The 11941-nt window shown below is 63.7% G+C and carries 16 protein-coding genes; 8 read left to right on the forward strand and 8 right to left on the reverse strand.

Features of this window, described 5'->3' with window-relative positions; all coding sequences use genetic code 11:
* Together AC0QDI_RS16025 and AC0QDI_RS16030 are read left to right on the forward strand one after the other, a co-directional pair.
* Nucleotides 1-267 (forward strand): cupredoxin domain-containing protein (locus AC0QDI_RS16025; RefSeq protein WP_474669909.1); only part of this gene is annotated, 267 nt, incomplete at its 5' end.
* A 195-nt stretch (nucleotides 268-462) separates the two neighbouring features.
* Nucleotides 463-1251, forward strand: a complete 789-nt coding sequence (locus AC0QDI_RS16030; RefSeq protein ID WP_474669911.1) for a hypothetical protein — start codon at nucleotides 463-465, stop codon at nucleotides 1249-1251.
* A 42-nt stretch (nucleotides 1252-1293) separates the two neighbouring features.
* Here the strand turns inward: AC0QDI_RS16030 and AC0QDI_RS16035 are convergent, their stop codons facing one another.
* Nucleotides 1294-1533 (reverse strand): hypothetical protein, encoded by a 240-nt coding sequence (locus AC0QDI_RS16035; protein WP_474669913.1) that lies wholly within the window; start codon nucleotides 1531-1533, stop codon nucleotides 1294-1296.
* Between the two features lie 197 nt (nucleotides 1534-1730).
* On the opposite strand from AC0QDI_RS16035, the gene AC0QDI_RS16040 reads away from it, so the two are divergent.
* Nucleotides 1731-1880: a DUF7557 family protein gene (locus tag AC0QDI_RS16040; protein ID WP_474669915.1), complete on the forward strand. Its 150-nt coding sequence runs from the start codon at nucleotides 1731-1733 to the stop codon at nucleotides 1878-1880.
* Nucleotides 1881-2002: 122 nt separating this feature from the next.
* A complete protein-coding gene (locus tag AC0QDI_RS16045; protein ID WP_474669917.1) occupies nucleotides 2003-2419 on the forward strand; it encodes a universal stress protein in 417 nt (138 codons plus the stop codon).
* Between the two features lie 383 nt (nucleotides 2420-2802).
* Here AC0QDI_RS16045 and AC0QDI_RS16050 read toward each other — a convergent pair whose 3' ends face one another.
* Nucleotides 2803-4254: an ATP-binding protein gene (locus AC0QDI_RS16050; protein ID WP_474669919.1), complete on the reverse strand. Its 1452-nt coding sequence runs from the start codon at nucleotides 4252-4254 to the stop codon at nucleotides 2803-2805.
* Between the two features lie 145 nt (nucleotides 4255-4399).
* Here AC0QDI_RS16050 and AC0QDI_RS16055 point away from each other — a divergent pair, with 145 nt between their 5' ends.
* On the forward strand, nucleotides 4400-4771 hold the full coding sequence (locus AC0QDI_RS16055) for a universal stress protein (RefSeq protein WP_474669921.1): 372 nt from the start codon (nucleotides 4400-4402) through the stop codon (nucleotides 4769-4771).
* A 2-nt stretch (nucleotides 4772-4773) separates the two neighbouring features.
* Nucleotides 4774-5349, forward strand: coding sequence for an N-acetyltransferase family protein (locus tag AC0QDI_RS16060; protein WP_474669923.1), 576 nt, complete (start codon nucleotides 4774-4776; stop codon nucleotides 5347-5349).
* A 37-nt stretch (nucleotides 5350-5386) separates the two neighbouring features.
* Here AC0QDI_RS16060 and AC0QDI_RS16065 read toward each other — a convergent pair whose 3' ends face one another.
* Nucleotides 5387-5845, reverse strand: coding sequence for a universal stress protein (locus AC0QDI_RS16065; protein WP_474669925.1), 459 nt, complete (start codon nucleotides 5843-5845; stop codon nucleotides 5387-5389).
* A 199-nt stretch (nucleotides 5846-6044) separates the two neighbouring features.
* Here AC0QDI_RS16065 and AC0QDI_RS16070 point away from each other — a divergent pair, with 199 nt between their 5' ends.
* Complete coding sequence (locus tag AC0QDI_RS16070; RefSeq protein WP_474669927.1) at nucleotides 6045-6518, forward strand: universal stress protein; 474 nt, start codon at nucleotides 6045-6047, stop codon at nucleotides 6516-6518.
* 77 nt (nucleotides 6519-6595) lie between these two features.
* The gene (locus AC0QDI_RS16075; RefSeq protein WP_474669929.1) at nucleotides 6596-7876 is read left to right on the forward strand and encodes a DHH family phosphoesterase; all 1281 of its coding nucleotides are present in this window, start codon (nucleotides 6596-6598) and stop codon (nucleotides 7874-7876) included.
* Nucleotides 7877-8404: 528 nt separating this feature from the next.
* Here AC0QDI_RS16075 and AC0QDI_RS16080 read toward each other — a convergent pair.
* From AC0QDI_RS16080 to AC0QDI_RS16100, 5 genes are all read right to left on the reverse strand, one after another.
* Nucleotides 8405-9100: a hypothetical protein gene (locus tag AC0QDI_RS16080; RefSeq protein ID WP_474669931.1), complete on the reverse strand. Its 696-nt coding sequence runs from the start codon at nucleotides 9098-9100 to the stop codon at nucleotides 8405-8407.
* Between the two features lie 90 nt (nucleotides 9101-9190).
* Nucleotides 9191-9625 carry a DUF5807 family protein gene (locus tag AC0QDI_RS16085; RefSeq protein WP_474669933.1) on the reverse strand — a complete coding sequence of 145 codons (435 nt, stop codon included), beginning with the start codon at nucleotides 9623-9625 and terminating at the stop codon, nucleotides 9191-9193.
* A 243-nt stretch (nucleotides 9626-9868) separates the two neighbouring features.
* Nucleotides 9869-10312 carry a DUF7500 family protein gene (locus AC0QDI_RS16090; protein ID WP_474669935.1) on the reverse strand — a complete coding sequence of 148 codons (444 nt, stop codon included), beginning with the start codon at nucleotides 10310-10312 and terminating at the stop codon, nucleotides 9869-9871.
* A gap of 32 nt (nucleotides 10313-10344) precedes the next feature.
* Complete coding sequence (locus AC0QDI_RS16095) at nucleotides 10345-10944, reverse strand: archaellin/type IV pilin N-terminal domain-containing protein (RefSeq protein ID WP_474669937.1); 600 nt, start codon at nucleotides 10942-10944, stop codon at nucleotides 10345-10347.
* Nucleotides 10945-11571: an archaellin/type IV pilin N-terminal domain-containing protein gene (locus AC0QDI_RS16100; RefSeq protein ID WP_474669939.1), complete on the reverse strand. Its 627-nt coding sequence runs from the start codon at nucleotides 11569-11571 to the stop codon at nucleotides 10945-10947. It abuts the gene before it with no gap.
* Nucleotides 11572-11941 lie beyond the last annotated feature (370 nt).

Genomic DNA, 11941 nt, shown 5'->3' on the forward strand with positions numbered 1-11941 from the left:
CCCAACCTGCTGAGCTCGTTCCACCCGATCGGCAACGTCTGGAGCGACCTCTACCGCAGCGGCGACCTGCTGAGCGAACCCGCCAACAACGTCGAAACGACCCCCGTCCCGCCGGGCACCACCACCGCCGGCGAGATGGAGTTCCCCGTCCCCGGCCCGGTCAAACTCGTCGATCACGCCCTCTCGCGGGTCGTCCACCGCGGCGCCCTCGGCGTCATCGACGTGCAGGGCGAGGAGAACCCCGACGTCTACGACGAGGATCCGTGAGCGAGAGCGCCCCCACTGACGAGATCCCTTTTCTTTCGTCCCCAGTTCCGTCTGGAAGACGGTCTATCGGTCGAAGACGCTACGAACCGTTCGTGAGTCCATTGCTCGAGGCGACACCCCAGCCTCCCAGTGACTTCCCGAACGACGGTAACCGAGGGTATCCTTATGCCGGTTCGGTCGGCAGTTACAGCCATCATGTTCGTCTCGCGTTCATCGATCGCGTTCGACGCCGGCGATCCGGCGACGACGGTCGCGATCGGTCGACTGTTCGCGTATCTCGCGATCGGGATCGCCGCGGTGATACTCCTGTACTACGCGATCGTCTACGTCCGAGAGGTCCTCGCGGTCGAGGCGCGCGCCGAACGGTGGTATCTCACGATCGGGATCGGGGCGGCGATCGTCTACGCCGTCGCCGGCGTCGCCTCGATACTGCTCGAGCCCGCGTGGATCCGCCGGTTCGTCGACGGCGCGGTCCTCTTTTTCATCCTCTTTCTGGCGCTGGCGATCCGCGCTATGTACCACGATCAGCCGACCGCGGGCGATCGCAGCCGGCTGTTACCCGCGTGGGCGGACTACGTCGTCATCGCCGGCTTCGTCGCCGCCTGGTGGGGGACGTTCCTCGTCGAGAGTTCTTCGACGCGGCTGGTCGTCGCCGCGGGCTGGATCGTCACCTCCGCGTGGGCGGTGCTCTACGGCGTTCGCGCCGTCAGCGTCCACGAGGGGACGACGTTCGCCGCGCTGATCCGACACCTGCTGCCGGCGATCCTCTGCGTCGCCGCGGTCGTCTTCGTCGACCTCGTGACGAGCCATCTGAACGGCTACGGCGCGCTCGCCGACGCCGCGTGGATCGTGGGGACGACGCTGGTCGCCGCCTTCCTCTTCGACACCGCCGTCGCGATCCGCCAGCAGGGCGGCGAACTCGAGCGGCTCTACGATTGGACGACCTGGCGCGAGCAGTCGTTCGACGACCGCTCCGCCGAGTAGGCCCCGCCGTCCGGGTTCACCCCGTCGCTCGAGGCGGCGGACTTACAGTTCGCCGCGCAGGACGACCTCGTTGTCGACCCGCTGGAGCATGTCCTCGGTGACGACGTAGTCCTCCTCGTCCTCACCTTCCCAGCCGACCGACGCGAGTACCTGTTCCGTCACGCTCGGGTTGGGATCGACGGCGGCCCTGGTCCCGTCGACTTTGGCGACGATCCCGAGTTCCTTGCCCTCGACGTCGACGACGGTCTTTCCGACATCATCGTCAGTCAGTAGTGCTGTCATATCCGTCGCTACGAGGACCGCCCGGGTAAGTGAACGGCCGTCCCGTGCCGGTTCGGTGATCGGTCCGGGGCCCGATCGGGTGCGAAAAATACTACTTGCGTATGTCGGCCGGAGAAAGCTGTTCGTGCGACCCCGGAGTAGTTGACGCCGGCCGTCGAGACGCCGATCGACGCGGACTCACCGTCAGACCACCACCCATGACACAGACACTCGAGATCAGCGACGACCTCTCGGAGCGACTCGACAACCACTGCGAGGAGGGCCAGTCCCCCGAAGAGCTCATCGAAGAACTGGTGTCGATGTACGAGACCGAGGGGGCCTTCTTGCAAGAGGGCTACTCGGAATAAGGCGACGGCCGAGCGACGGCCGGGAGGCTCGCTCGTTCGTCGGCGCGAAGAGCCGCCGAACGACCGCCCGCGACGTGTGATTGGGGATGACACTCAAGTAGGTCGTCCCCGTACGATGCAATATGCACCTGCTAGTCGCCCTCGAGGACTCGGAGCCGGGATGGGCGGCACTCGAGTTCGCGTGTACGGAACACACTGACGACGAGATTACGGTCATCCACGCCGTCGACCCGACGGACAGCGGCTACGGTGAAGCCGCACACCTCGGACCGGAGGCGCTGCTCGAGCGTCAGCGCGAGGAAGCGGAAGAGTTGCTCGCGGACGCCGACGCTCGCGCGGCCGATTACGACCGCTCGATCGACACGGCGGTCGTCGTCGGGCAGCCGGCGGACGCCATCGTCGACCACGCGACGGAGAACGAGATCGACCTGATCGTCGTCGGCAGCCACGGCCGGACCGGCTTCTCGAGGGTCCTGCTCGGCAGCGTCGCGGAACGGGTCGCTCGGCAGGCACCCGTGCCCGTGACGATCGTTCGATAAGTAGGTGCGGGACCCTACTATGCGGCTCCTACTATCTGGCAGTTGTACGTCGTTCAATTGCACAATGAATGGGGCAGTGGGCGCTGATGAGAATGAGTAAGACGAGGCGTCCTGCTATCGTGACAACAGGGAATCGCCACACCCTCCCCAGCCGATTCGCTCGCTCCGCGGTCGCTCACTCATCCCTCGCACGGCTTTACACCGCGGTTCGTCAGTGACTCACCGCGGCCCAGCGCGCGCCACTGCAGACGGTTGTTCAGTCTCTACGATACGTCGCTCACCGCTACCGAACGATCGATCTAGGAATTGCCGTTAGAACCGGCAGATAGCGTTCATACCGGTGAAACAAGGAATATCGAAGCGGACCCGGTCCGAATCGGTCGTCAGTGATCGTGGTCGTGGTCGTGATCGTGATCGTGATCGTGCGAATGGTCAGCCGGCTCACCGCCATCACTAGCCGCGTCGAGGTCCCCACCGGCGACGAGCGCGTCGTGGTCGCCGCCCATCATGTCCATGTTCTTCAGGGTGTCGCGCTCCTCGAACTCCTCGACGGCGTCGAGGAGGTCCGCCTGCGTCAACGTCGTTCGGTCCTCGGTTAGCGCCTCGAGGACGGCCTCCCGGAGCACCATTCGGAGGTCGCTCCCGGTCAGCCCCTCGGTGGCCTCGGCGATGAGGTGGGGGTCGAACTCGTCGATGTCCATCGTTCGAGTAATGAGACCGAGGATATCCGCCCGCATGCCGGAGTCCGGCTTCGGGAAGTTGATGATCTCGTCGAAGCGCCGCCAGGCGGCGTCGTCTAACTGGTCGGGGTGATTAGTCGCCCCGATGAGCAAGACGTCGTCATCGATGAGCGAGATGTTATCGATGCTCTTGAGGAGCGTGTTGACGGCGCGTTTGAGCGCGGCGTGTTCGTCGCTTCGACGGGTCTTGGCGACGAAGTCGAACTCGTCGATGAAGAGGATACACGGCGAGAGCCGTTTGGCGACCTCGAAGGTCTTGTCGACGTTTTTGGCCGTCTCGCCGAGATACTGCGAAGTGATCATCGAGAGTTTGACCTCGACGAACGGCAGATCCATGTCCCGGGCCAGCGCCTGTGCGGTCGACGTTTTCCCGGTCCCCGGCGGGCCGACGAAGAGCAGCTTTCCGATCTCGCGCAGGCCGATATCCGCGAGATAGTCCCGGTGTTCGATCGCCTTCGAGATCTTGTCGAGTTCGTTCTCCTGATCCCGGGTCAGGACGAGGTCCTCGAGGGAGATATCGACCTCTTCGGGGGCGCGTACCTCCACGAGGTCGAGCATCTCCTCGTCGTCTTCGTCGTCGAAGTACTCGTCGAGGAGCCCGTCGATCCAGACCCGATCGGCCTGAATCGGCCGGTTTCGATCGCGAGCTTCCTCGTGGGTGACGTCGACGTCGTACGCCTCGTGGTCCGCGAAGTGTTTCGCCAGCGTCGGGTTCTCGAGCAGTCGCTCGTCGTCGACGCGTTCGACGAACCACTCCTCGGCCATGTCCCGCTGGGCGAGGGTGATCGTGCCGGAGAACTCGTCGCGCTCGGTGAACATCAGATCGGCGACGGCGTCCCACGGCTGGCCGACGCCGGTCGCCTCGCGAGCCGTGCTGGTCGTCACCGACAGCGGGCGACTGATTCCGGCCGGTTTCCGGGTGCTCCCGCCGCTGCCCCCGCTCCCGTCGTCACTCTCGCTCTCGTCGTCGACGCCGCCGGTCCAGTAGACGCGGCGAATCGACGGCGGGAGATCGTTCTCGTCTAGCGTCCGGTCGTCCGAATACACGCTCGTCGTGAGCAGGAACTCCACGACATCGAGCGCCGCATCACTCATTCCGTGAACGTACTCACTACACGTTCTTAACAGCGTCGTCACGCGCAACGTATGCGAATCAGTTCCACCCGAAACGGTCCGCGGCCGCGTTTCGAACCCGGAAATCAGCACAACCGTTTTCGTGTATCGGCTCACAGTCACCCGTATGAACGTGTTGCTGGGTCTCGGCGGCAGCGACGAGTCGGTGAAGACGCTCCGGCGGACCATCGAGCGAACCCAGGACGTCGGCGACGACCTCACCGTCGTCGTCGTCGACAAGCCCGAGTCGAAGCGCTCGCAGGACGAGACGTACCAGCTGGCCGTCGACAGGCTCGAGGAGGTCGGACTCGACGAGATCCCGGTCGAGAAACTCGAGGGCGACCCCGGGAGCGCGCTCGTCAACTACGCCGAACAGGGCGAGTTCGATCAGCTGGTCATCGGCGGCGGGACCCTGAGCCCGATGGGGAAGATCCAGCTCGGACCGATCACGGAATTCGTCCTGTTGAACGCCCCGACGACGGTCAAGCTGGTGCGATAACCATGGTCGGAACGCGACAGTATCCGGACGAGCCGTCCGGTCCGTTCCCCTCGCCGCCGACGACCGTCGAGGATCGCGACGGTCGGTCCATCGAAGTCCGCGCACCGGACGACTTCGCGACCGAGGCGCTCGACGACGTCGTCGACATGTACGTCGAGTTCGATCCCTCCGACCGGGCCCAGGGAATTCCACCGACCGGCGAGGATCGGATCCGCAACTGGCTCGAGACGATCGGCGAGGACAGCGTCAACGTCGTCGCCCGCCACGACGGCGACGCGATCGGCCACGCGATGCTCGTCCCCGACTCCGACGATCCGGCGGCGATCGAGCGGAAGGGAGGGATCGAGTGGGAGCTGGCGATATTCGTCCTGCAGGCCTACCAGCGGGCCGGCATCGGCACGCTCTTGCTCGAGAACCTGCTGGGTCACGCCGGCGAGATCGGTATCAGCCGCGTCTGGCTGACCGTCGAGCGCTGGAACAATCCGGCGATCGCCCTCTACGAACGAGTCGGCTTCGAAGCGACCGGAACCGAGAGCTTCGAACAGGAGATGGCGATCCTGCTCGAGGCTGACGACTGAGACGGGCTGCGGGACGATCGGTCGTCGAGCCGTCCGGCTACACCGAGAGGACCGGCTGGCTCGCGTAGGAGAGGACGTATTCGGCCGCTTTCTCGAGGACTTCCGCCTCCGCTCTGGTCACCGGTTCGCGCGGGAGCACGATGAAGTCGGCGTCGATGTCGTCGGCGGTGTCGAGGACGACGTTGCCGGGGTGGCGCGTCTTCCGCGTTTGCGAGAAGCCGTCGTCGACGGACGTGGCGATCGGAACGCCAGCGTCCTCGGCGATGTCGCAGATGTCGTCGAAGAACCCCTGCGTATTCTCCGCGATGTCGGTTTCGTCGACCGTGCCGACGTCTAATCCCCGAACGACGCCCCGTCCGAGAACGAACAGCGCGTGCACGGCGGCGTCGTAGCGGTCGGCGACGGCGATGGCGTACTCGACGGCGGTGGCAGACTCGTCGCTGCCGTCGACCGGCGCGAGAACGGTGTCGACGGTAAACGGCTCGCTGGCGTCCATACGCGGCAGTGGGTGTTCCGTCACAAAAAAGCCACCCCACCGAATGCCGTCTCGATCCTCCCGGAAGATATCCAGGTTCCACCAAACGCTCTGCGATCCATCGCGTTCGAGACCACGCGAACGGGACGATTCACCTCGCTCGGACGAACTCGCCGCCCGAACAGGGACGTTTAAGCGACCGCGAGCGCAATTCATCGATATGTTCGACACGGTCGTGGTCGCCACCGACGGCTCCGAGAGCGTGAAACGGGCCGTCGACGTCGCGCTCGATCTCGCGGACCGCTTCGGGGCCGACGTTCACGCCCTCTCGGTGGTCGACGCCAGCGAGGTCGACGCCTCGCCCCAGCAGCTCCGGGAGGAACTCCGAACCGCCCTCGAGACGACCGCCGATGCCGCGATCGCCACGGTCGAGGAGCGATCCGAGGGGGGAGTGACGACCGAGATCCGCGAGGGACGCCCCGCCATCGAGATCTGCGAGTACGCCCGCGAGGTCGACGCCGACGTGGTCGCGACCGGGACCCGCGGTCGCCACGGCGAGAACCGTCTCCTGCTCGGCAGCGTCGCCGAGCGAATCGTCCGGACCTCGCCCGTCCCCGTGTTGACGGTGCGCCAACTCGACCCGACCCGCGACGGTGCCGACGCCGACAGCGAGGAGGGAGTCGCGGACGCCTGATCCGAGCGGCGGCAGTTGCTGGCCCGCCACCTCGCGATATCGGCGGTTACTTCCCCGCCGGACACGCACCACGTACCATGTACGACGAACTCATTCGGAGCGGCGATCTGTCGCTCGCCCGGAAATCCGTGCTGCCGGGAACCGGTTTCTTCCTGCCCGATACGCTCGAGGAGGACCTCGAGGACCAGCAGACCGCAGCGGCTCTCGAGGGGGCCGAGGTCGCGGTCATCGCGGACCCGGACGCCGACGGGCTGGCCTGCGTCGCGCTCATCCGGGAGGCCTACGGCGACGTGCAGAACGTGCCCGAGCCGGACGACGATGACGACGAGAGCGGGAACGACGATCACCCGGAACCGGTCGCCGACGCGACCGACGACGCCGACGAACAGAACGTCGTCATCGCGGCCGGCGACGCCGAAGAACCGCTCGAGGAGCCCGAGCCGACGCCCCACGAAGTCGCGCTCATCCCCGCGAGTCCTCACAACGTCGAGGACGCGCTGGCTCGCGTCGCCGAGTTCGGCGACGAGGGGATCGACTGCTTCGTTTGCGACCTCGCGCCGGATCGCTACGAGTACGTCGAGGAGGAACTCGCGGCGGCGCTCGAGACCGCCGACAGCGTCTCGTGGTACGACCACCACCAGTGGGGCGACGACGTGGCGCAGGCGGTCCGCGACGCCGGCGTCGACCTCGTGGTCGGCGACTCCGACGAGGAGTGCAGCGCCGACGTGGTCTATCGCTCGCTCGAGTACGAGTTCGGCCCGATGTACGAGGAACTGGCGGCCGTCACCCGGGATCACGACCTCTGGCTGCGCGAGGACCCGCGCAGCGACGATCTGGCTGATTACGCTTACTGGACGGATCCCGCCGAATACGTCGAGGTCGTCCGCGAGTACGGCGTCGACCTGCCCGAGTGGGTCACCGACTACATCGCCGAGCGCCGAGTCGAAAAGGAGGCGCTCATCGACCAGGCGGTCGGCCGGGCGGAGCTTCGCGAGATCGGTGGCTACACGGTCGGCATTACCTACGGCCGCTGCTCGCAAAACGAGGTCGCCGAAGCGATGCGCGAGCAGGGAGCCGACGCCTCGGTGATCGTCAAACCCGCCGGCTCGGCCTCCATTCGGGGCACCGACGAGTTCGAACTGTGCCACGAGGTCGCGGGGAAGGTCAACGGCGGCGGCCATCCCAAGGCCGCGGGCTGCAAGCCCGACATCTACGACGACATGCTCGACTACGCGAACCACTGGACGACCCGCGGGGCCGTGACGAAACGCGTCATCCTCAACGCGTTCCGGGACGTCGTCGCGGAAGCAGACGAGGACGCCGAGAGCGGCGCAGATTCCGACACGAGCGAGAACTGATCGGCTCGAGGAGCCGCTCGAATCGGTTTTGTCTCTATCACGGAATTCTTGACCGTCAGTGAACGGCCAGTGGAGGGCAGCAACGTCTCGCTCCCAACCGGCCAGCCGGTGTGCAGTGGCGCGCGCTGTTGATCGGCCGAGTAACACGAGGCCGGTCGACGATCTCGTGCGAGGTCTTCGCGAGCTTCGTGAGCGAATGGCTTGGAAGACGCTTTGCGTCTTCCAGTGGGTGAGCGAACGAACGGGGAGGAACGACCCGTGAGGGAGCGTTAGCGCGGAACCGTTGGTTCCGCGAACCATACGAACGGCGGCTCCGCCGCCGTGAGTAGAAATCGGTTGGGGAGGGCGTGGCGATTCCGTGTTGCCACGATAGCAGGACACTTCTTTCATCGAACTCACTACCGAACGTTATACTCAGTAAACAAGTGATAGTGAACAGCAGTTACCCGCTGGTTCTCGAGGAGGCCCGTCAAGAACCAGTCTCGGCTCGAGCGAACCGTCGGAAACGCTCGAGCAAACCGGTTAGAATCACCCTCGCGATGCGAAGTACCGCATCACGAGTTGCAGAACGTGGACGAAGACGCCGGCGACGGCGATGTAGACGCCGATCGTCTGCAGCGCGACCGACGCGTTGCGCTGGTCGCGAACCTTCCAGATCTCCCAGCCCAGCCGGAGCAGGAAGCCGAGGAAGATGAGGACGAAGCCGACGAGCAACACCGGCGCGACGAAGGTCCCGATCAGAATCGCGACGAGGCCGCCGATGAACGCGTAGTTGGCGTACGATCCCCAGTGGTCGAACGGCTTCGATCGCGCGTAGACGTAGGCGGCGATGACGGCCGTCAACAGGGCGACGACGACCGCCGTCACGGCGAGGATCGTCAGCTGGGAGGCTCGAGGCGCGAAGCGAAGGACGCCGGCTCCGAAGACGCCGAAGGCCAGTTGCAGGATCACCATCCCGACGAACGCGATTCCCGTGTTCCCGCCCGTGACGCCTCGCTCGGCGACCAACTGTCCGGCCATGATGGCCGCGCCGTAGGCCAGCGCGCCGATAATCGGGAACGAAAACAGGTAGTCGTTGACGGACGCGAGCGGTGTCGTCACGATGACGTACATCAACGCCACGTTGATCGCCATCAGGACGCTCGCGCCGCCGATCACGCGCGCTTCGCGACTCGAGAGACCGAACCCGCGGCCGGTCTCGTACGGGGTTTCGGTCGAACTCATCACGTCTCAGTAAGCCGCTGAGCCGCAAAAGACTACGGCCTACTCCTGACGAGCCACGTCTGCTACGTCTGCGATTCGCCTCCGACGGCGCTAGCCGTCCGTCTCGCCCACGTTCCATCGATCCGAGAACGCCGTCCCGCACGTACACTGGGCGTAGGCGTGGACGACGTCCCCCTCGGCGTAGATGCCGCCGACCTCCTCGTTTTGCGCCTCGGCGAACGCGAAGACGAACTGAATCGCGTGCTCCTCGTCACCCGCTGCGTCGGGGCAGTGCCCGCCCGTCAGCTCGTCGTCGATCTCCCCCTCGTTGCTCATCGCGGACTTGGCGAACTCCATCGCTCCGGTGCCGGTCGCCGCCTCGAAGGCGTTCCGCCCGCGCTCGCCGTCGATCACGATCAGCGTCCCGTCGTCGACGCGCTCGCCGAACTCCTCGAGGCGCTCGTCCGACACGTAGGAATCCGCCAGGAACAGCGCCACGTCCTCGAGTCGCTCGCCCGCCAGAAACGCCTCGCGTTGGTCACTCATGGCGTCGGATTCGCACTCGAGGTGGAAAAAGGGCGGTATTCGGATTTTCGGCCGGACGAGACGGCGTCAGCTGGAGCTCGAATCGTCACTGGTGGATGTCGATCCGCATAAAAAATGTACCGCCGCGGTACTCCCTGTAGTTTGCGAGCGATTCGACGGATCATAGGGTCGATTGTACGTTATTTCCGGGGTGACCGCGACCGTACGTGCGGTCATCCCAGGAAACTGGTACAATCGACCCTATTAGACCTCGAGATCCGACGCGGCCAGCATGACCTGCAGCGCCTCGCTGGGCGACATGTCGTCGTCGAGCTGGCCGGCATACCACGTCAGGAGGTCCACGAACACCTCGCGGACGTCGTGTGACGCCGCGCTGTGGTGTGCGACCTCTCCGTCGGTCTTCAGCGTGATGTCGACCCCGTGCGGTTCGGGCGCGTCGGCGAGTGCGTGATCGTGTGCGTGTGTGCGATCGTGATCGTCGCGCTCGCTGCGAGCGTCCCCGGCGGGCCCGTCGCCCGCTGGCAGTGCGTCCGCGACCTCGCTGGCCGCCGACATCGCCGCGCGATCCGAACCGGACCCCTCCGATCGAACGAGATATCGGTTCTCGCCCAACTCGTCGACGCGATCGTCGTCTAACTGCAACTCGTCGGGGTCGAGAACGCCGTCGTCGGATGGATTGGGGGTCATAGTTCGCGTTATATCGTGTGAGGTGTGTTTCGTTAGACCTCAACGACGCTCTTGTCACCGAAGGTGTTTGGAATGGTCACACCGTAGGTGTACTGCGCACCGGACTGGTCGATGATTTTGATTGTCGCATCCGAACCAGTACTCAGTCCACCATTTTGTTCAATAGCGACAGTATCGATGAGAATTTGCATTCTCTCATCGGTTTTAATCAGCGATTCACCATCGTTTCCGTTGATACCATTAGTAGCGAAGTTACTGTCAGTTGCAGAGGTTAGATCGTTAGTAGTCCCGTTGTAAGTGAGAGCTGCGTCTTGACTGTCACTTGTATACTGGACTGTTGCTGACGTAATGTCGATGGCATTAGACCCAGCCGACTTCTTAATCGTCAAGTTTAACGCCGTGACATTCTCAACGTTGTCAGTCATACCGACAGCGTGAACAACGTCAATTTGGTTTGCGACCTCTTCTTGGGTTTCAGAGCCAGTATTAGACGCTTGACTCTGAAGGACTCCTGCCGTATTGATTAGTACCCCTGCCGCAATTGCTGCAACGAGCACCATGGCGATGAAGACAATCAGGGTACCAATACCGACCTGACCGCGCTCATCGTTATCAGTTATAATTTCGAACATTTAGACCTCCACAACATCTTTATCACCGAAGGTGCTCGGCACACTCACACCGTAAGTGTACTGTGCACCAGACTGGTCAATCAACTTGATAGAGGCGTCGGAACCACCCTCAAGTCCGGTGGCAACATCGGCACCATCTCCTTGTTCAATCTCGTTCACCTGAAGTGTGACAACGACACGTTGTTCACTACTAGTCAGTGAATTGTCTCCGTACGTGTCAACACCGTTTGTCGTGAATACGGATGAATTGGCATCAGCGACAGTGTTACCGCCGTGGATCAGCGTCACTGCTTTCTGATCACTGGTGTATTGAACGGTCATCGACGTAAGGTCGATAGCGTTCGATCCGGCCGACTTTTTGATTGTTAGGTTGACTCTATCCACCGCTTGATCGCCGGTACTAGTGTTCTCTCCGATCTCGCCAACAGCATGGACCACGTCGATCTGATTGGCAACTTCTTCCTGCGTCTCGGAGCCGGTATCGGACGCCTGGCTCTGTAAGACACCAGCCGTGTTAATCAGTACGCCTGCTGCAATCGCCGCGACCAGGACCATCGCAATGAATACGATGAGCGTCCCGATCCCGACCTGCCCGCGTTCGTCGTTGTCTGTTATTGCTTCGAACATTATGTGTACACCCTGCGTGCCGTCCTCGTCCGCATCGTGTCACCGTCATCGCGACACGAGCCGTCCGCGCGGACACCGTCTGCCAGCTCGACGGGCCGAGCCCGTCGCTCCCACCGCGAGACTGACGACGGAACACGATCGGTGTCCCGTCGAAGGCAGACGTGTGACGAGGTCGTTGGCATCACAGATTCTGGGGATGTACCCCGACGAAGACAACGAATAGATTGACTATCAAGCTCTGTATCACTTCAGTCGACGTATCGAAACTCGACTCACGACTCGAAACGCGGGACGAACTCGAGCGTACACCTTTAGGACCGCCCCCGCTACTGGGGAGTAGTATGACCGTATCGTCCGACGGAGACAACCG

The organism is Natrinema sp. LJW11, from assembly GCF_056135975.1.